Origin of the sequence: Chryseobacterium sp. 2987, assembly GCF_031456375.1 — a bacterium.
Taxonomy (GTDB): Bacteria; Bacteroidota; Bacteroidia; order Flavobacteriales; family Weeksellaceae; genus Chryseobacterium; species Chryseobacterium vaccae.
The window spans coordinates 621,500-640,515 of the sequence record NZ_JAVDUN010000001.1 but is presented as its reverse complement, the minus strand read 5'-3'; the positions used below and the strand labels follow the sequence as shown (position 1 = coordinate 640,515).

Genomic DNA, 19,016 nt, shown 5'->3' with positions numbered 1-19,016 from the left:
CAAAAAATCATGTAATAATTTCTGAAATCGTCTCTGATTTAATTTACAATCCCTTGATAATCAAGCGTATTTTTTCAACCAAATAACACATAATAAAAAATATTATTCGCGAAAAATACCGTTTTCTATTACAGTATTTTCTTGTTTTTCATATTCAGATGGGTGTTACTTTGTCTCAAAATATAAAAACATGAAAAAAAATATTATATCGATTTGTGCTTTGCTAAATTTAAGTTTTGCATATTCTCAAGTGGGAATTAATACTTCCACTCCACAGACAACATTTGATGTTAATGCCAAAAGAGATATTTCCGGAACTATTGTGGATTACAACCAATTGATAGGTTTTCAGGCTCCGCGCATGACCCGTTTGGAATTGACTAACAATACCGCAACCTATGGTCTGCAGCAAAAAGGAGCGTTGATATTCATTACAGATATTTCCGGAGGAACAGCTATAGGGCAACGAATTAACATTACAGCGGCTAATAATTATTACTATTTTGATGGCGCTGTATGGCAAATAATCACGGATATCAATCTGTATAAAGATAATGGCACGCTGCTCTCCGACAGAACCGTGGCCCAGGCAGAAAAAACACTTGCTTTTACCAGCACGGCAACCACCGGAACCAGTCACTTTACCGTAGACGGAGCCACATTGAATGTGGATGCTGTCAATAACAGAGTTGGAATCAATAATGCCATACCTGCCGCCAAATTAGATGTTATAGGTGACTCCGGCACTGCACCCATCCGTGCCAGGAATATGGAGTCTTCCGAATCCACTGTTTTAGCTGCAAAAAGAGAGCTGTCTCCTGTTATGATAGATAAAAGCGGCGTAATGGTAAGACAGTTTACCGGAGTAGATAATACCGGCAGCTATTATTTTGACGGTGGCTATCTGCTGGCGGTAAACGGAGCTCCGGTAGATGTTGTAACAGGCATTGCATTTGGGACCATTGTAAAGTTCGATTTTCTGACCAATTTTTCATTTGGAAACAGCAATTCGGCTGTGATCTATGCTGAGGTTACTTTTTCTGAGCGAAGGGGATTTAAAGTAAACCCAAACTGGACCCATTCAGGAAACACTCTTGTTGGCAATAGTATTACGATGACCGGAGAGGGAACTAACACGCTCGCTTTCGGAGATACATTCGGTACGATGACGATCACTTACAGTGCAGGTAAGATAACTGCACAAAAGACCGGTCCTTCAGCTGCCGTAAATACCAATTTGCAAATCCTTGAAGGTTATAAATTCAGAGGAAATTAAAACGATTGTCAACCTTATTTAAATAAAGCTGTTTAAACTTTTTTATTAAACCAAAAAGTTTCTGTGCTACCCTACAAATTATTTTTTACCAGCTCTCCGAAGTCTCCTGACTTCGGAGCATATCTCACAAGCTTTTTTATTGCACTGGCTCAAAACCGGAAGTTTTTTTGAATCCTTTTGTATGGTTTTTAGGGTTTCAAGTTTTTCAAATATTCAAAATTTTCCAAATCTTCGGTATATCCGACTTTTAATAGATCATCTTTTATATTTTTTAGAAATTTATGCCACTCAGATATAAAGACATCAGTATTAACATTTATCGGAAAATTAACCTCTCTAACATTTTGTACAAATAAATTTGTTTCTATATGTTTCAGTCCAGCAGAAAACCATGTAGGAGTAATCGTAATTGAATTTTTTTCTTTTTTGAAATTCCAATATACGGTAAAACCACTGCTTAAAAAACTCGTTAAAAATTCACTATTATTTTCATTCAAGCATTTAAGCATATGTATAATGTCATTGTACATACCAGCTATATCTCCTCTTTTATCTAAATAAATGAGATAATTCCCAAAAGTTATCATTACAGTTTCATCATCATTAGGATATATGGACCAAATTGCTTCACCAACAGAGGTGTCTTCTACATCTATTTTCCCTAATTCCGTTGTTTTATTAAACTTTATTTTAAACATAATTCTGTAATATATTTATTAAAAATCCCCAGTTATCCGAAGGTTGTAACTTCGGAGCATGACTTACAGAGATTTATTATACCAGCTCAAAGTCAGGAGACTTTGCGCAGCGGACAGGCCTTTAGTTTTTCTATTATCATAAGTATTATTCATTTTTATTTCCAATCCACTATTCTTCAATAAAAAGTTCGGGGTTTGCAGGATTGTTAAACTCTTCAAACCAAATGCCTGTAATTCCGGCTTCTTCCATTGCGATTTTAAGCCTTTCGGAAACCAAAACTCCAATGCTGAAAGGCTCCCGGAACAGATCGGGTGCTTTTTTCAACACTAGCTTTCTCCTAAAGTTAAACATAGGCAGCTGTTCTACATGGTCTACTGTAATGAGCTTTTCTTCCTTTAGATCCCAGAATACCGACTGTGTAAAATCAATATTGTCTTTCCGGTCTATTAAATGGAGAAAATTAAATGGAAGCTGTTCTGTTTTTTTAGTTTTATAACTGGGATCTGGTACGGCTAACTGGCAGTCATAAAACCGGAAATTAAGAATATCATACTTTTTCACAAGGTTTTTGAAGGTATCACTCACATAAATCCCAATGCTTGAATGCAGCATATCCGCACTCAGAACATCAGTTTGTCTGGCAATGCGTTTTAGGGTAAATGTATCCAGATTGGGTGTTTCATCCGGAAATTCACGATTATCGAGGGTTACAAAATTGTTCTTTACTTTGTAATACCCTCTGGACGCTTCCAGTTGTGGCCAGCTGCCTACTTTTTCGCTTTCGGTAGCACTGTGGAGCGCATAATAGACTAATTTTTTTAATAATTTTTCCATCGTATTATTTTAACCTGCTGATTGAATCAAGAGCTCTGTATTATTTTTCTGAAAGTTACAGATACCCGTCGTTTCCGCGGAATTATCGTGTCTAGCCATTTATCATTTTTTACGGCTTTTATACCATGTTTCCAGCTGTATCTTGCCTCTCCGCTTAGTAACAGAATACTTCGGGGCTGTAAGAGTATTTCCTGTCGTTCCTCGTTTTTTGAAAACTGCATGACACAGGAAGACAACAGGCTTACGGAAATGATAACATCTTCAAAACAGGGTACACAGTCGATATGGCCGGATATGCCCTGCCCCGGTTCATATTCATTGATAATAACCTGATCAAAAGAGTTTTCAAGGCTAAGATCCGTCTGAATCTTTCTTTCCAGTAAAAGAAGCCAATGGGGTAATTCACCTGTTTTTAAATCCTGGTTAATATTTTTTTTCTTATAATCATACAGGTACCCATAATGCTGAACCCTTCGTTTCAGATGGGTATCCCATACGGCATGATCTATTTCCGAAAGGATTAATTCCTCTTCTTCAATACTCAAAAAATCTTCCTGATAAATAAGACCGTTTATGCTATTGTGCTTCATTTTCAAGGGTTAAAATATATTTTAAAAATTCGATGAAATCTTTATAAACAGGCTGATACCCAGATTCTAATTCACTGGAAAACCATATTAAATTTTCATTCTCCTGTTCAGCGTGGTACCCATAAAAAATAACCTCATCATTATTGTCATATCTCAGATCTGCCAATACATATACATCAGCATCATTAAGTAACGGGGAAGTAAGAAGACTCGGATTCAGCCAGTCGTCAAAACTAAAAATACTTATATCAAAGCCCTCACCATAAATATTACACCCTCCATATTCGCTTAAAAAATAAAAATAGGCATCATCTCTTATGAACACAGCCTCTTTCATTATACCCATTGTTTCTTCTTCCCAAAGGTGTTCTGTCTTTTTATTATTTCCGGTTTCAACTCTATATTTTGCAGCAATATCCTGCATAAGGCTGTCTACCTCAACAATTTTATTGATCATAAAATTTTTATTTTTTATCAGTTTATTCCCAAGTTACGGATTCGGCAGATTTAAAATCTGTTTAAAGAATTTTCTCTCGCAGATCGGGCAGATTGAGCAGATTTTTAATGCCTACTTCCAGCTCTCCGAAGTCTCCTGACTTCGGAGTAACTTTACATTTTTTTAATTGCATTGGCTCAAAGTCAGGAGACTTTGCGCAGCGGACGATCATCATACAATTTACCATTCTGTTCTGCTAAAAGTTGAATATTCTAAAATTAAAAATACTCTTCATAGTCTGTCTCAAAAGAAATACCTTGATAGCTTTCATCCTGCCAGCTTTCATTCGGAAAAAAAATGTTCCATATCATAAAAAATATTTCCTGAAGACCTTCATTCTTATCACTCGGAGCTAAATCTTCTATAAAAAAGAACTGAAATAAACTGACTTTCTCAAGATTATTCAATGTAATTTTCAGACTTTCCCTGAACCTCTGAAAAAAAAGATCATGATCTTTTATTCCCATTATCTCTTCTTTTATTTCATTAAACCGGATGTTATAGGCACGATAGAAATCTCTTTCAAAGCTGGCATCTGATGCCTGACTGATTACATATTGTATGTCTTTAAAATAAATGATCTTCATGTTAATTTTTCATTATGTTGGAAGTGCAGATATAATCATTATTCCTGATTAAATAATTTAACCTTACTGGTTTTAATGTATTCTAATCCTGTAATTTTTTCATCCATAAGTGTTTTTGCAAGCCTGGCAGACATCAACATATCAGTATTAAAACAAAAGCCTTTAAACTTAAAAATATCCTGATCGTTATTATTCAACATTATTTCTTTAGCTTTTATATGCGTTTTATTGGTAAAATCAAGCCAGTCAATACCCTTGTTCAGTTCTTCTGATGCTTTTTTAACCTCTTCAAATGAATTGAATTTTGCCGCCATTACTTTTCTGGAATCAAAATTGAGCAGACCTTTCTCTGTGTAGAAAGTTGTATGAGGATAATTTACAAACTCATCGGCATAATTGAAAAAAAAGAGGTAAACATAATCGTTGGAAACGGTTTTCTTACTTTGTACGACAATCTTGTATTCCTGATATTGACCAATATTAAAATTCTTAAGAATTTCAAATAGTTTTTTACTGACTACCCACCCGTTTGCTACTCCACTGATTACATCGGTAAGTCTGGCTTCGGAATAAAGCTTTGCTATTCCCAAGTCCAGTTCAACAGGAGCAAACCTGGTTTCGGTCATCATTTCGCTGAACATAGTCATCCATGGAACAAATTCATCATGATCCTCGGTTCGGTAGTAGGTATCAAATAATGATTTCAAATTAACACTCCCAAGAATATCATGTTTTTCAACCTGATCCATATGCTTTTTCCCAATAGGTGTTTCAATTTTCACATAATGCCCGGAATAGTCTGAATCCAGAAAAAAAAGCTCTTCATCTTCCTTCCACTGGATCGCTATTTCATCAAGAATATGGATAGGTTTTGTCATATTTTTCTATCTTTTAAAGTTAAAAATCATTTGAGGTAACAAAGCAAGCCTCAATTTTTATTGGTTTTCCTATGGGATTCAGGGCCTGCAGTTCATCGTCCCCCCCTATTTCGGTTAAAAATTCTTCTTCGGAACCGGCTGTTCCGAAAACAATCCACGGTTTCCCGAAATCGGTCTGCATATAGTACACAGGAACTTGCAACTGACCGGAATCTGAGTAAAAAACATCACCAACCGGAAAACCATGCAGTTCTCCGATGCGTTCGAAATCTGTGCAATTTTCCCGGTTTCCGACTGATTTTAAAAGCTGAGAACGCTGCGCCGATTCTATTTCCCAGCTTTCATCTTCTTCACTTTGGGATGCATTATTAAAAGCCGGCCGCTCTGTACGCAATACAAAATACCGTGTACTGCCCAACGCTTTATAAATGCTGAAAATATAATGTCCACCTGCCATCAGAATTGTTTTTTAGATTATGTACATTGGAAAAACTGACGTACCAAACGCGTTTTCGGTGAAAAATACAGATAATAGCTCCCGAATACTTCGCCATGATATAATTTCGCTACAAATTCCATAGTGTCACCATTTTCGTCTTTTAATTCCGGCGAATCATAATCGGTTACGTAATCTCTGTCATCAAATGGATCCCTCATATCCATATTAAAAGCATCAAAATCTGCCTGAATTTCTTCATCAGTCTTCTCACGCATAAAGTCTGACTGATCCCAGAAAGGCTCAGTACCAATGGCCAGACATAAATCATCGTAGCTGTCTGCATTCCGGTCAACGATAAAAAAGCGGGATTTCTCGTCTACTTCGTCAAAATAGGTATCCATTTCACTTTCACAATGTATGGCAAAATCGTCTGTAAAATCTTTCGGTTCCAGATCATCAAAACGCAGTACATCATACTTGTTATCAGCTGTGAGTCTGAAATCTATCAGGGTGTTGAAAACAGGCATCAATACAAAATGAAAAGCCAGACCTTCATATTTCCTGTCAATAGTCAGCCCCGGAAAACTGTATTTCGGCAGGAGGATTCTCCGTTCGAAATGGGAAGGATCCGTAAGAACACTTCCCGGATCAGAAAGTATTTTTACAAACACCTCCTGCCCATTTAGCTCATCCGTTTCGGAAAAATTAATTTCACGTTTTATTCTTTTCGGAAACTGTGAAAACTGACGTACAAGCTTCGTTTCGGGTGAATAAAAAAGGTAATGCGTCCCTGGAAAATGGGCAATATGTAAGCGACAGATAAATTCTAAAGTGTTTCCGTTCTCATCTTTAAAAACCGGCAGATCGTAATTGGTAGTGTAGTTGAAATCTTCATCGAAATCTTCGTATTCAAGTTCGCCCTCGTCTTGCAGATCATAGAGTATTTCGTCTTCCTCTTCGGTAGTCTGACGTAAATAAGTGCTGAAATGCCATTTTACTTTGCCTGTCAGCAGCATGGTATCTTCTTTATGGTAAAATGGATCTGTTCCGTCTTCTTCACTGTACACTGATGCTGCGTCCGTCTGTTCAAAATGTGGCTGCATCGCTCCGAGGCATTCGGTTATAAATTCCGGAGTGAATTCTGAGACGGGCTTTCCATTAAAGCCTAATAACTCATATCTGTTTCCGTCTATCAGACGGAAATCCGCGTATTCAAAGATGGTGGGGAATGCCATGAAATGGAATGTTAATCCATCCAATTCAGGTTTCGCGAGAATTCCGGGAACGGAAAATTCCGGAATCAGAATCTTCTGTTCGGTGTATTTTTTATCTTTTTCCACCAAAGCTTCTGCCGGATAACTCGTCAGCATTCTGTCTGGTGAACCCGGCGAGGCACCGGGCGATCCTAATTTTTTATATTTGGTAAACTGTCTTGGTTTCATTTTATTTTTAGTCATTATTTTTTCCTGATACAATTCAGGAAACTCATTATTTAATGGATATACCGTCTTATGTTGGTTTGATTTTTATTGATTTCAACACTGTCTGAGGAAATAAATTCTACCCCAAAATCCAGTTCATCAATTGACAAATAAGTGGGCACACTGCTGCCTGTTAATTTTTGAGCTTCTTTCCAGCAGGATTCAAACCAATCATCAAAAATTTCATACTTTTCCTGTTCATATTCCTCCTTCATTTCTTCCCATTCTTCTTCATCCTCACAATCATCTTCCAGATCACTGACAATGTCCATTAACTCTTCTGATTCTGAAAAATAAGCGTTCAGTTCATTCCTCAGGAGGTCAATTTCTTCCGTAATAGTCAAACCAGCTGCATTGGAGCCGAAAAACACCATGGAAAACCATTCGTGGCGGTATTCAAAATTATGGGCTGCCATATCCTCTTTCTTAAAATCAGGAAGCATTGAAATGGCATTTCCATTGAGGACATTTACCAACTCATCTATTATTTTCTCACGAATATTATTTAAAGTTGATTTTAATATTCCGTTGGATTTTTTCAGATCTTCTATTTGTTCCATTGTGTTATTTATATTTCATATGCTGCCCGTGATTTCTGGCAGATTGGTTAATGTTTAAGCCGGAAACCATTCAATGATCCGTTCCTTTACGCCTTCTACCTGCTTTTTTTGGGCCTCTAATTTTTTCACTTCCCAATCAAGAGACTCCATATAATTATCGACGATTTTCTGCTGGATTCTTGTGTTCCCTTCATGAGCAGACAAACCTGCCATCATACGCGACTGGCTTTCTAAATCCGCTTTATCGAGTATATTATTAAAAAGGTAAATCGCTGAGTAATCATCCCAGACTGTTGTTTCCCGGATGATCCCCTGGGCCGTCATTTGAAGTTTCCAAAGCTCTCCGAATACTGAATGAAACATTTCTAACGCTTCATACTCCTCCGGATATTCATTCCTGTCTACAAACTTCATTACATTATGGCATGACTGGGCAGCCAGCTGGTAGATGAACCCTGTTGCCAGAAAGTAACCGGAAATATCTAGTTTACCTTCTTTAAAATTGGATAAAAATGTGGACAATCCTTCTATTTGTCCCCGTGAAAACATGTCCGATGCGTCTTCATGGGTTTTTACAACAATAAAAAATAATCGAAAATTTCTTCCGAATCTTTCATATGCTGCTTCAATTTCCTCGTGTTTATGATCTAAATGATAAGTAAAAACCGTAAGTACATTTTCAAATAACTGCTCATCGTATCCGGATTCTTTGAAATATGTTCCGGTATTCTCTATTCCATTGGCAAAATCGCTGAATTTTGAGCTTTTAAGCTGCTCAAGTATTGCTTCTCGTGTCATCTTAGTTTCTTTTAAATAAATAGGTATACATTGTTTATGATCCGAAAAACGGATTGGCTATTTTAAAAATTCCGTAGTCATATTTCTCATTGGACTTGTCCGGGTTCAGATAAAATGTAATGTGCAGATCAAGTTCTCTTTCATCATCAAGAATATGATCAGGAGCTTGTTTGATAACGTCTAAAAAGTTTTGATGCCCATCAGGAGATGAAAAAATGGGAATTGAAAAATCCAGTTTCTTCTGGTTGTTAAGTGTCATTGGAAGTGTGATCGTCTGATCAAGAATGGCTTGGTGCTGTCCGAATTTGTCATCAGATTTCATCAGATATATGTCGAAAGCATCAATATCCGATTCATCTTCATAGCTGAAAAAGTTTACTTCCTGCCGAGCAATTTGAAAGGTTACATCTTCCACGATGAGCTCTTCGTGCAGATCCAGCGTTACTTCTACATCCAGGGAATCTATATCATAACTTCCGGTGTCCTTTGGATCAAATTTATGTTTAAGTTCTATCTCAATTTCTTTTTTGTAGTTCATAGTTTTAGCAATATGTATTAATGTATTTTAATTGGCAGATCATCAACCATTTTAATGATTCTTCAAAACTTTTAAGGATTTCAATGAATTATTTCTGTTTAAACGAAATTGAATCACAGTACAGCATAAATTCAGGATCGTTCCAGCTGCGTTGAAGATACTCAATTAAACAGGCTTCAAACACCTCATCTAACTGATAATAGGCCATATCCAGCGCATCCAGGTCCGCGCTTCTTTTTACTTGTGTCAGGATGTTCAACCCCTCAGTAAATCCGATTTCTTTAAATGCCTGTTTTATTTTTGCATGGGTTATTTTTCCATATTTTATTTCATATAAATACATGTCAAATCCGCTGCTTTTTATCATTCCATCGCCATAAACAGCAACATATATATTTTTTGCCACAGGATTACCGTTCAGAATTTCCTGACTATTAACGGTTCTTAATATCGGATTACCATATTCTTCCCGAATGGCTTCATAGAATTCGAGAACTGTGTTCATGTTTATTGTCATCGCTATTTATTTATCGTTTATTAATCGTATTTAACCTTAGTTCGAGTTAAGAATTTTAAATCTAAAAGGTTTTAGTTATACACATTGAAAGCCCCCAGAAAATCAAATTAAATAAAAACTGATCAATATTTATTCTTAGTGGCTTTCATAACTTCCCTCTTCCATCACCCTGCTTCAAACCTGCTTCCATCAGATATTCTTATCCCGGAATGAGGTTATTTAATGATCGTCTGGAGATTATAATTCAAACTTAAATGATTCGCCTTCTACAAACACTCCTTTTGACTGCACTATTTTAATTTTCTGTTCGGCCGTAAAACCTAATGTTTCACCGCTTTTAAATGTGACATTGCTTTTGATGACATACCCGCAGATTTCGTTTAAATAAGTATACAATTCTCTCAACTCAAGCGGTGCGTTCACAAACTCCATTTCCAGCTTATCAAAAGTTGTTAATCCGTAAGAATAAGCACTATTGCCCTGCTCCCCTTTCCTAACACCGATATAAACCCACAAATCCAGCGGAACCAGATCCGATTTCAATGCTTCTGCACTATCCAGGTACTGTTCTTTTGGAATAAGCAAAGACTGAGAGCCCTGGTATACTCCAATACAGTTGCTTGTAGCAAGAATTGCTGTCAGAACTTTTGTCAAAATGCCAAAGCGTTCTTTATGATTAGTATTGTTTGACAGGATGGTTACGATAAGGTGTGAATTATGGTCTTCCAGATCTGCTTCTGCAGTTGGCCAGTTGTAAGCATATTGTGCCGCGCCCTGAATATCACCCCACGGAATCTGAGCAGCAATTGTCCCCAATACAACCGTTTCTCCCTGAACAGAAAAACTCACCGTTTCTGAAGAACCGTTGATATCCGTTGCTTCAATCCCCCAATCCGATAAAAGGTAGGCAATGACTTTTTCCAGATCAAAAGTTTCTCCGTTATTAAACATCGGCATCGCCAATAATACATTGCTTTTAGGTGTTTCTTCCTTTTTTTCTTTCTTTTTAAATAATCCCATGGTTTTAAATTGGTTTTTATAGTTAATTGTTTTTTTGAATATTTTTTTCTTTTGGGAGGACTGCCGATATTATCCTTTATAATAATCTTCCATCCAGGTTGGATGTTCCGGCTCGGAAATCCTTAATGTATCCACTAATGTTCCGTCTTTTTTTATGGTGATACCCTCTTTAGAAACATTGGATCTTTTATTGTAAATCCATTCAATAACTTCTTCATTTCTTCTTTTTTCAAAATCAAGCTCCCTTGAAGAGATAATTCTTAAATCTCCATTCACGATACCAACACTAACATTAGTTGGATAAACTTCTGCTCCCATCTCTACATCAGAGCCTAAAAAACAGGAAAAAACGACGTTAGAATCTGCGTTATATATTCCTTTACCGAATTTAGGATTCTCATATTTCCTGATTAAAAACAGTCTCCTTTTTTTAAGATTATTTTTATTATTCTCGAATCTTTTTTTAGTCATTCTTGATTCATCTCTGAATGTATTTATAATTGCATAATACCCAAATCCAGTACTATAGCAATTTTTAAGTTTTACGACTAAAGATTTCCATTCTTCGTTTGTTATTGAACTGTCATAAAAGCCTATCTCAAACTGATATTCCAGCTCTGTAAATTCTAAAATAAACTTTTTAACGTCTTCTAAGGTATAAATCATGTTTTTTTCATGTATTTGTTCTGAAAAAATGTAATCTATAAAGCACTTATCTGTGGATTTTCTATTCCATCATTTATTTATCTTTCCAATATTCATTAAGTGAAAAATTATCCCGGTTACCCGGTTCTGAATAACGTTCTGTTTCAATAAATTTTCCGATTTTTTTGACATCTAAGTCCGAAGGATTGTAAACATTTCCTTTCCAACCCGTTACAGCCATTGTTAAACGGTTTGTATTTATGATCATTTTTCCAATGATTTTCAGTTCATTTCCAATTGTACCCGTAATGAATCCTTCAAAAAATACACTTTTATTAATCTCCCTTCTTGGGTTGGTACTTGAAACATAGGCCACCCATATATTTCCATACATTTTATTTTGATAACTGCTGAGTTTATATAAATGACGGGGAGTATTAGTTAAGGGGTTTTCTGCTATTTCTTTTTCAGTTCTCTTAAAAATACCGAAATCTGTCCTTTCGGAAATCCCGAACCCTTTTCCTACCTGTTCTATAGCCATTTCATATAGTTCTCTTACCGATTGATTAAAAGTATCCAGATTATTAAGATTTAATTTTGTCCAGCATTCGGCTTCTTTAGCTAAAAATTCAAAAATGAACTTTTTAACGTCTTCCAATGTATAATTCATAGTTTTTTTAATGTACTTTGTTCTGAAAAGGCAAACTTCTTAACCAGAAATTCTGATTTTGGAGGTTATATTTCAGGCAGGCAATAACAATTCCTGAAAACTTTCCTGAGTTTTAACTGAATAATTTCTGTTTTGGGATGTATTATTTCTACAGTTGGTGCGTTTACAGTGAAAAAGCTGTACAGAAGGAAATAAATGAATACTGTTTTTTCATGATTTTTAAATTCAAATGGTTATTGTTTTTTGAGCACGTAATGTATTTAAAAATACAGATTACGTCCTGCATTATTAGTTTTGTTCGTGTTCGGGCCTAAATATAGCAAGTTTCATTGAAATGTAAGGCAAATTTTTTCTGTACAGTTTTTCTCCACTCATTTTCATTGCCATTAATCTATTTTTAACCTTCTATTCTTCATCTCATCAATTAAAAATGTCATCAGTGAAAAACGCTTCAAAAATACCCTTGAAAGATTTAATTCCTGGGTCACATTTTTTTCTAAAACACGTATACTCTATTTCCTGTTATGCCCTTTTTTAGCTATTTTTACGTGATAATATATAAATACCATATGAGAAAATTTGTATTTGCAGGAATAGTGACTCTGGGAGGATTTTTAACGGCAAAAGCACAGTGTAATACCGTATCCACCATTACAGAAAATTTTGATGCATGGAAAGATATTAACAAATGCTGGACTGCCCAGCCGGGAAAAGCAATGCTTTATGCCAGTGACAAAAAAATCATATTTTATTCTATGAGCAGCCCGAGAGAAAATATGTATTTAGTGACCCCAAAAATTAAAGCAGGAAACTATACGCTAACTCTTGATGCATCGGATAACGGAGGAGAAACTACACTGGAAATTTTCTCAATCAGCAACTCATCTGATGCAAAATCATATGTTTCAATAGCTAAGGCATCTGAGATTACGGGAGATAAAAAGACCTTTACTATTTCTTTAAAAAAAGATACTCATCTGGGTCTGAAAGTTTTGCTTAACGGAATACATCAGGCAGTTTATATAGATAACTTTTCTCTGACACCAAAAAAATAAATCAGGGAAGATCTCAAAGGAATTTAATAAAGCCCATATAGCTCGAAATAAATCCTTTAAAGACATGAAAAACAGGTTGTCTCAAAAAGGCAGCCTGTTTTCGTATATGACCGTTAAGCCGATATTGTAGCGGAAATCAGGAGAAATCACAACAAAAACTCATGGATCTATTTTTTTACAACGATAATTTATTTAACATTGCAAAAATAATCTCATGAAAAACTCAAAACTAATTGTAGCTTCTGTTTTAATGCTGTTCTCAGTAATTACGATCAATGCACAAAAGAAAAAACCGGCAGGTTCATCCAAATCAGGGCCTATAGAAATGCCTAAAAACACTGAAGTTCAGCTAATGTCTGGGGAGGAAAGATTTAAAAAAAGTCTTCACAAGCTTGAAAATTTTATAAACTTTAAATATAGTGCAGATTATAAAAAAGCGGATGTCTATATTACGCATATGGGTCCACAAAAGCTCATGTATAAAGTAAAATTAAATGATACCGGAGTTGACACAAAATTAAAAGCCAGAATCTACAACTATAAAGTATATAGTGCAGATGGCAAAACACTTTTGTTTACCTATGAAACGGAAACGGCTGTCACCAGTTTAATAAAAATGATTTATAATTCTCCGGAGAAAAAATCCACCATCCTTGATTTTTCTAACGTATACAGAAGTGATGAATATACACTAGGTAAAACAGAAACTTTTAAGTATTATCCTGTCTTTTTATATTACTCAACATATGATGAGCCCAAATAATCACCGCATTATTTTACAGAATAGAGAAATAAAGCCATAAAACCCGTAATTTCAGATACAACGAAGCTGTTCCGAAAGATCAGCTTCTTTTATTGAACCAATAAAATTACATTCAGGCATCTTGGATCTGATACAAAAATTGGGAGCCGGCATAACGATGTAGCATACCAATCTTTATTTTAGAATCATTTCAAATCTGGGTTTAACAGTATTTAATGATAATTCAGCTTTTAATATTTATATATTTGTAAAAACCTCTGTTTTCCGTAAAAACTAATATAATTTCAATTAAAAGTAAATGAGATTTCACAACTATTTTTTATTATTCATCACCCTGCACATGTTTGCATTGGGAAAAAGCCAGAAAGTATCTGAAGAACAGCTAAAAAACGAACTGCAGCAGATCCAAAACAATATTGCTAAGACAGGAATAGTAAGCACAACCGTCCGGGATCTCGAAAAAAAATACAAAACGGCAAAAGAGAACAAATACGATATTAGTTTCCTGATAGGTGCTGAACTGGTGCGGACCTATAGTACATTAGACAATACAGAGAAAGTTATTGAGGTTTGCACAGATGTAGAAAAATATATTAATGAGCGCAGCCCATCAGAATTAGTATCCAATATGTATAGGATTAAAGCCCGTTCATTGGGGGATCTGGGCTTTCTGGAAGATTCCCATAAAGCATATCAGATTTCAAAAAAATACCTGAAAACAATCAAAGACAACGACGTCCGTCATTATTACGGCAGTTTATTTTACTCCAATTATTCATCTTATTTTGATCAGAGTAAAAAACAGTCCGACTCTGTTCGTTTATGTCTTTTAAAAGGGTTAAGCGAGGCAGAAAAAATCTCTGATAAAAGCACGGAAATACACTCACAAAAGAAATACGACCTGATTCTTTCCATACAGCCCAATCTTGCGCTCTACTATTTATGGATCATGAAGCCTTCCGATCCAAAAACAGCAGAGAAATATCTTTTAAAATCACTGAAGGTTGTTGGCAGCAGAAAGATAAACCCTCTTAATGAAATGAACCTTTACAGAACAGCGGGTGACTTTTATTTTGATCAGAAAGACAATGATAAAGCCATTCATTATGCCAAGGAAGGTCTGAAACTGGAAAAAAGGATTTCTTCACCTGCCAGCAGGGAGGTTTTTTATGAGATTTTAACGGAAGCCTATTTAGCACAGAGTAATACGGCGGAAGGAAAAAAATACAGCCAGCTTCTTACTGAATTAAAAGACAGTATAAAAATAGCAGAAAAACATTCGGTAAACAAGGTTACCCGTGTAATAAAAAAAGAGAAAGACCAGGAAAAGAATACTACGCTTAAAAATTATCTGTATATTTTCCTGATCATTATCATTGCAGTAGGTGCTGCTATATGGTATTACTGGAAAAGAAGAAATAAAATTCTTCAGCATAAATTCCAGGAATTGATAACAAAAATCAAACATGAGACGGAAATCCAGAACTCTGAAAAAGAAAAAGAGGAAGAAAAAACAGTAAAAGCACCCCAAACAATTCCGGAGGAAACCATTAATCAATTATTAAGTAAAATCGCCAGATTTGAAAAAACAGAAAAATACTTAAAGAGTGATCTTACCATCGCAGGGCTTGCAAGTGATCTTAACACTAATACAAAATATCTTTCTGAAGTCATAAAAAATTACAGGGGTAAAAATTTCAATGGTTACATCAATAGTCTCAGAGTTAAGTATATTACCCTGAAGCTTTACGAGCAGGATGTCTACAGAAAATATAAAATCAGTGTTTTAGCGGAGTTATGCGGATATGCCACACCACGGGTGTTTCAGAATGCCTTTAAAAATGAAACGGGCTTAACCCCTTCAGACTTTATTGAGAAACTGAAGAAAGAAAAAGAACCTGAAATATTGGAAGTATAATATCAATAGAGGCTGTCAAAAGTGAGACAGCCTTTTCTTTTTCTTACAATAATAACAAAAGAGATGCTTTTCTTCGTTGTTGTGAAAGAAATTGGCATAGGTCTGGAACCTAAAAAATGATCCATACCAGACAAACCATTCAGCTTCGTGCGGTATTTACGAATAATTTTTTGATAATCAACTAATTAAACCCACATATATTCGTTTATTTTTATTATATATTTGCAAAGCATTTATAAAAACAGGTTTCTGCCTTTGCTATTCTGTCATAGTTTAAAATCACCATTTTTTCTTTCAGTTTTGCTTTTTCAGCTGCCCAATTTTTAACCTCATTTATAAAAGAACATGAGGTTAATAAAGTCCTGCTTTACAACAGGAAAGAAACGTCATTGCCAATAAATCAATGCTATTATATAATACCAATAAATCATTGAATGAGTTGAAGCAAGCAAAATGATGAATAGAAAAAAAACATTCTTTATTTATCCTTATTCATTAATTCACCAACTTTAAAATACAGATAAAAAGAATTGACAAAGTATAGGAAACCCGGAAAATTTTATAATGAGTTTTAAAGATTTAAATTTAATCAATCCTATTATCCGCGCTGCAACAGAGACAGGCTACTCTAAACCTGCTGAAATACAGTATTCTGCAATTCCCAATATCTTATCAGGAAAAGATATCATAGGTTGTGCACCAACAGGAACAGAAAGAATAGCTGCTTTTGTAATGCCTATACTTCAACTGTTAAAAAAACACACTGCCGAACATAACGGAATACGAATTTTAATACTTACCCCGACGCGGGAACAGATTGTACAGATTGAAAAAGGTTTTGAAATATACAGTAAGTATCTGCCATTGTCTCAACTTTCTATTTCTGAAGATACTTCTGCAGGAAGCCAGCTTGCTGCTTTGAGAAAACGGGTGGATATTCTTGTCGCAAATCCCGGAAGACTTCTCGACGTAATCACCCAGAGACGTATTGATCTTTCTAAAATTGAAATGCTTGTAGTGGATGAAGCAGACAAAATGCTGGATCTGGGATTTATCAGCGATATAAAAAATATTCTGAGACTTGTTCCTGTAAAAAGACAAACATTGTTTTTTTCTGCAACAATGTCTTCTGCAGTAAAAAAATTTGCAGACACTTTGCTGAATAATCCGACTGAAGTTACAACTACTCCGGCTACCTATCAGTACCACAGCTGAAATAAAATCCTGTATGGAATATTTTATATAATCAGCAATATTTAATAAATAAAATAATAATTTTTAATAACAATTACAATGCAACAAGGCACAGTAAAATTTTTCAATGAGGCAAAAGGCTTCGGATTTATTTCTCCTTCAGACGGGAGCAAAGATATATTTGTACATTCTTCAGGATTAATCACAAAATCTATCCGTGAAAATGATAAAGTAACTTTTGATGTACAAAAAGGAGATAAGGGTTTGAATGCAGTGAATGTAAAGCTGGCATAATCTAACATCTTATCATAAATAGTATATTGTTTGAATGAATATTGATATAAGTCTCAAATACTTTTTATTTTATATTCTATTCGTTAGCCTCCCGTATGATTCGGGAGGTTTTTCTTTTCTTAACCTGAATCATTAAATCAATCCATAATAGCATTCTTAATCTCAAAAAAACATAATAGAGAAATCAAAGGAGGCGGAGAACCATATTTTAAAGATTCGTACTGTTATGAAAGGGATTACAAAGAATAAGCATCAAAATCATTTAAGTTTACTAAAAACTTCAGCCAGTATTAAATTGAACAAAATGTTTAATAAGGCTAAAGGCATAAAAAATATGAAAAAAAATTACTATTCTTCCTACCGTTTCCTGAAATTCCAACATCAGCATTGCAGATAACGAAATGTATGCTCGTATTATCATCCATCATCAGGATACAAGTTTTGGATTTAGAAGGTTTATATTCTGTCAATATCATTTCTTTACGCTCTTCCATCAATAAAAACAGAAACTGATGACTTTTTAATCCCCGCTATGATATACCCTTCAGTTGTTATCTTTTATTAATAACAGAATTCACATGTTCTATTTTGATAAGACAAAATTTAACACAGAGAACAATATCATTCTCTGTGTTGTAAATATTTTGTTAATATATTAGATTGTGTTTTCGACGACAAAAATATTCAAAGATGTGATAGATCAGATATACCAGGCCGTTAAAAAGCGTTAACACAAAAGCCATTTATCAATATAAAACGTTAACAAAATATACATATAAAACTGATAATCAATATTATAAATAAAAAACATTGTTAATTCCATTAAGCAAACAAATAAAACGAACTTTTGTTTTCTATTTTTAAGATCTAGTTATTTTTTTAATAGATATAGAATAATTCTGCCTCTGATCATCATTTTTGTTCTCCTACATTTATTAAAAAAAGCGACAAATATTTCTATAAAATACATTATGAACTCTCCTTAATTTGAAAAAATCGAAACAGCAGAAAATTTGAAAAAATAATATTAAATAACATCTATTCAGAGATTTTTCAAAAAGACATATTAAAATTTAACCAATATTGACAATATATAGGATATTTTAAATTTATTAATAGTTCAAAAAACATAACAATCTATTTTACAACTTACTACAATACTGACAATTAACATTATTCTCAAAAAAAACATGATCGGTTAACAAGTATTAACAGCAGTCAATAGCAGGAAATTCAGATTATTGAACTTATTTTACAGCACACTTACTTTTCAACAGCACACAATGATGAAAAACAATTTCAATTTCGGAGGAATATCAGTGCACTGAAAATAGTCTGAATTGAATTTCGCTGTCTTAATCAGGCACAATTTAAAAATTTTAGTTGTGCCTTGGCAGCGGTATCTTATTTTATGTTGGATCGTAGTAACTAATTTATCTTCAATTCCGAAGGCTATATAAAAAAACTTAGCGTGATAATTAAAGAATTGAAACTGCATAGTATTCTACCGCTTCAGCCACACAGATTTAATCTCAATTTTTTAAAGTTCCTGCTTCCCAGGTCAATCAGACCCAATACCCCATCTTAACTCTTAATGAGAAATCAATAATATTATTTGATATTTTCAAACCGTAAGTTTAATAGTTAGACTTATTTGTAGTAAACAGCTTAGAAAAGACTTCAGCGGGGACTTCCTATTTATTATTCCACTCACTTTAATATTCAGTCATCTGCTACTATCAATTATCAATATAAATTACTCCG

At 34.5% G+C, this 19,016-nt stretch carries 21 protein-coding genes; 6 read left to right on the top strand and 15 right to left on the bottom strand.

Annotation, left to right across the window (positions count from 1 at the left end; genetic code table 11):
• The first annotated feature begins 190 nt into the window (after positions 1-190).
• The gene (locus J2Y40_RS02860) at positions 191-1,276 is read left to right on the top strand and encodes a hypothetical protein (protein WP_309996746.1); all 1,086 of its coding nucleotides are present in this window, start codon (positions 191-193) and stop codon (positions 1,274-1,276) included.
• A gap of 188 nt (positions 1,277-1,464) precedes the next feature.
• Here J2Y40_RS02860 and J2Y40_RS02855 read toward each other — a convergent pair whose 3' ends face one another.
• The 15 genes from J2Y40_RS02855 to J2Y40_RS02785 all read right to left on the bottom strand — a co-directional run bounded on the left by J2Y40_RS02855 (position 1,465) and on the right by J2Y40_RS02785 (position 12,028).
• Entirely contained in the window at positions 1,465-1,974 is a 510-nt protein-coding gene (locus J2Y40_RS02855) for a hypothetical protein (RefSeq protein WP_153393839.1), read from the bottom strand.
• A gap of 169 nt (positions 1,975-2,143) precedes the next feature.
• Entirely contained in the window at positions 2,144-2,809 is a 666-nt protein-coding gene (locus J2Y40_RS02850) for an imm11 family protein (protein WP_309996743.1), read from the bottom strand.
• A gap of 26 nt (positions 2,810-2,835) precedes the next feature.
• On the bottom strand, positions 2,836-3,399 hold the full coding sequence (locus tag J2Y40_RS02845; RefSeq protein WP_309996740.1) for an alpha-ketoglutarate-dependent dioxygenase AlkB: 564 nt from the start codon (positions 3,397-3,399) through the stop codon (positions 2,836-2,838).
• Positions 3,386-3,856 carry a hypothetical protein gene (locus J2Y40_RS02840; protein WP_309996737.1) on the bottom strand — a complete coding sequence of 157 codons (471 nt, stop codon included), beginning with the start codon at positions 3,854-3,856 and terminating at the stop codon, positions 3,386-3,388. The genes J2Y40_RS02845 and J2Y40_RS02840 overlap by 14 nt, the downstream gene beginning before the upstream one ends.
• Positions 3,857-4,113: 257 nt before the next feature.
• Complete coding sequence (locus J2Y40_RS02835; protein WP_309996734.1) at positions 4,114-4,482, bottom strand: hypothetical protein; 369 nt, start codon at positions 4,480-4,482, stop codon at positions 4,114-4,116.
• 38 nt (positions 4,483-4,520) lie between these two features.
• Positions 4,521-5,360: an Imm43 family immunity protein gene (locus J2Y40_RS02830; RefSeq protein ID WP_309996731.1), complete on the bottom strand. Its 840-nt coding sequence runs from the start codon at positions 5,358-5,360 to the stop codon at positions 4,521-4,523.
• Between the two features lie 19 nt (positions 5,361-5,379).
• The gene (locus tag J2Y40_RS02825) at positions 5,380-5,817 is read right to left on the bottom strand and encodes a hypothetical protein (RefSeq protein ID WP_153393851.1); all 438 of its coding nucleotides are present in this window, start codon (positions 5,815-5,817) and stop codon (positions 5,380-5,382) included.
• Positions 5,818-5,834: 17 nt separating this feature from the next.
• On the bottom strand, positions 5,835-7,256 hold the full coding sequence (locus J2Y40_RS02820) for a hypothetical protein (protein WP_309996727.1): 1,422 nt from the start codon (positions 7,254-7,256) through the stop codon (positions 5,835-5,837).
• A 35-nt stretch (positions 7,257-7,291) separates the two neighbouring features.
• Positions 7,292-7,840, bottom strand: a complete 549-nt coding sequence (locus tag J2Y40_RS02815; protein WP_309996723.1) for a hypothetical protein — start codon at positions 7,838-7,840, stop codon at positions 7,292-7,294.
• Positions 7,841-7,894: 54 nt separating this feature from the next.
• Complete coding sequence (locus tag J2Y40_RS02810; protein ID WP_309996720.1) at positions 7,895-8,638, bottom strand: hypothetical protein; 744 nt, start codon at positions 8,636-8,638, stop codon at positions 7,895-7,897.
• Between the two features lie 34 nt (positions 8,639-8,672).
• Positions 8,673-9,176: a hypothetical protein gene (locus tag J2Y40_RS02805; RefSeq protein WP_309996717.1), complete on the bottom strand. Its 504-nt coding sequence runs from the start codon at positions 9,174-9,176 to the stop codon at positions 8,673-8,675.
• 88 nt (positions 9,177-9,264) lie between these two features.
• A complete protein-coding gene (locus J2Y40_RS02800; protein WP_309996711.1) occupies positions 9,265-9,681 on the bottom strand; it encodes a hypothetical protein in 417 nt (138 codons plus the stop codon).
• 249 nt (positions 9,682-9,930) lie between these two features.
• Positions 9,931-10,713, bottom strand: a complete 783-nt coding sequence (locus J2Y40_RS02795; RefSeq protein WP_309996708.1) for a DUF4261 domain-containing protein — start codon at positions 10,711-10,713, stop codon at positions 9,931-9,933.
• Positions 10,714-10,782: 69 nt separating this feature from the next.
• Complete coding sequence (locus J2Y40_RS02790) at positions 10,783-11,379, bottom strand: hypothetical protein (RefSeq protein ID WP_309996706.1); 597 nt, start codon at positions 11,377-11,379, stop codon at positions 10,783-10,785.
• A 73-nt stretch (positions 11,380-11,452) separates the two neighbouring features.
• Positions 11,453-12,028, bottom strand: a complete 576-nt coding sequence (locus tag J2Y40_RS02785; RefSeq protein ID WP_309996703.1) for a hypothetical protein — start codon at positions 12,026-12,028, stop codon at positions 11,453-11,455.
• A gap of 569 nt (positions 12,029-12,597) precedes the next feature.
• On the opposite strand from J2Y40_RS02785, the gene J2Y40_RS02780 reads away from it, so the two are divergent.
• From J2Y40_RS02780 to J2Y40_RS02760, 5 genes are all read left to right on the top strand, one after another.
• Entirely contained in the window at positions 12,598-13,083 is a 486-nt protein-coding gene (locus tag J2Y40_RS02780; protein WP_309996700.1) for a hypothetical protein, read from the top strand.
• Positions 13,084-13,297: 214 nt separating this feature from the next.
• Complete coding sequence (locus J2Y40_RS02775; protein WP_309996698.1) at positions 13,298-13,846, top strand: hypothetical protein; 549 nt, start codon at positions 13,298-13,300, stop codon at positions 13,844-13,846.
• A 298-nt stretch (positions 13,847-14,144) separates the two neighbouring features.
• A complete protein-coding gene (locus J2Y40_RS02770) occupies positions 14,145-15,764 on the top strand; it encodes an AraC family transcriptional regulator (protein ID WP_153393872.1) in 1,620 nt (539 codons plus the stop codon).
• Between the two features lie 564 nt (positions 15,765-16,328).
• Positions 16,329-16,979, top strand: coding sequence for a DEAD/DEAH box helicase (locus tag J2Y40_RS02765; RefSeq protein WP_309996695.1), 651 nt, complete (start codon positions 16,329-16,331; stop codon positions 16,977-16,979).
• Between the two features lie 78 nt (positions 16,980-17,057).
• The gene (locus J2Y40_RS02760; protein ID WP_153393875.1) at positions 17,058-17,252 is read left to right on the top strand and encodes a cold-shock protein; all 195 of its coding nucleotides are present in this window, start codon (positions 17,058-17,060) and stop codon (positions 17,250-17,252) included.
• Positions 17,253-19,016 lie beyond the last annotated feature (1,764 nt).

Coding starts and splice junctions, on each gene's coding strand:
- J2Y40_RS02850 (WP_309996743.1), bottom strand. CDS start 2,809: ATGGAAAAATTATTAAAAAAATTAGTCTATTATGCGCTCCACAGTGCT.
- J2Y40_RS02845 (WP_309996740.1), bottom strand. CDS start 3,399: ATGAAGCACAATAGCATAAACGGTCTTATTTATCAGGAAGATTTTTTG.
- J2Y40_RS02810 (WP_309996720.1), bottom strand. CDS start 8,638: ATGACACGAGAAGCAATACTTGAGCAGCTTAAAAGCTCAAAATTCAGC.
- J2Y40_RS02760 (WP_153393875.1), top strand. CDS start 17,058: ATGCAACAAGGCACAGTAAAATTTTTCAATGAGGCAAAAGGCTTCGGA.
- J2Y40_RS02820 (WP_309996727.1), bottom strand. CDS start 7,256: ATGACTAAAAATAAAATGAAACCAAGACAGTTTACCAAATATAAAAAA.
- J2Y40_RS02790 (WP_309996706.1), bottom strand. CDS start 11,379: ATGATTTATACCTTAGAAGACGTTAAAAAGTTTATTTTAGAATTTACA.
- J2Y40_RS02840 (WP_309996737.1), bottom strand. CDS start 3,856: ATGATCAATAAAATTGTTGAGGTAGACAGCCTTATGCAGGATATTGCT.
- J2Y40_RS02835 (WP_309996734.1), bottom strand. CDS start 4,482: ATGAAGATCATTTATTTTAAAGACATACAATATGTAATCAGTCAGGCA.
- J2Y40_RS02830 (WP_309996731.1), bottom strand. CDS start 5,360: ATGACAAAACCTATCCATATTCTTGATGAAATAGCGATCCAGTGGAAG.
- J2Y40_RS02815 (WP_309996723.1), bottom strand. CDS start 7,840: ATGGAACAAATAGAAGATCTGAAAAAATCCAACGGAATATTAAAATCA.
- J2Y40_RS02785 (WP_309996703.1), bottom strand. CDS start 12,028: ATGAATTATACATTGGAAGACGTTAAAAAGTTCATTTTTGAATTTTTA.
- J2Y40_RS02770 (WP_153393872.1), top strand. CDS start 14,145: ATGAGATTTCACAACTATTTTTTATTATTCATCACCCTGCACATGTTT.
- J2Y40_RS02780 (WP_309996700.1), top strand. CDS start 12,598: ATGAGAAAATTTGTATTTGCAGGAATAGTGACTCTGGGAGGATTTTTA.
- J2Y40_RS02765 (WP_309996695.1), top strand. CDS start 16,329: ATGAGTTTTAAAGATTTAAATTTAATCAATCCTATTATCCGCGCTGCA.
- J2Y40_RS02795 (WP_309996708.1), bottom strand. CDS start 10,713: ATGGGATTATTTAAAAAGAAAGAAAAAAAGGAAGAAACACCTAAAAGC.
- J2Y40_RS02775 (WP_309996698.1), top strand. CDS start 13,298: ATGAAAAACTCAAAACTAATTGTAGCTTCTGTTTTAATGCTGTTCTCA.
- J2Y40_RS02800 (WP_309996711.1), bottom strand. CDS start 9,681: ATGAACACAGTTCTCGAATTCTATGAAGCCATTCGGGAAGAATATGGT.
- J2Y40_RS02805 (WP_309996717.1), bottom strand. CDS start 9,176: ATGAACTACAAAAAAGAAATTGAGATAGAACTTAAACATAAATTTGAT.
- J2Y40_RS02855 (WP_153393839.1), bottom strand. CDS start 1,974: ATGTTTAAAATAAAGTTTAATAAAACAACGGAATTAGGGAAAATAGAT.
- J2Y40_RS02860 (WP_309996746.1), top strand. CDS start 191: ATGAAAAAAAATATTATATCGATTTGTGCTTTGCTAAATTTAAGTTTT.
- J2Y40_RS02825 (WP_153393851.1), bottom strand. CDS start 5,817: ATGGCAGGTGGACATTATATTTTCAGCATTTATAAAGCGTTGGGCAGT.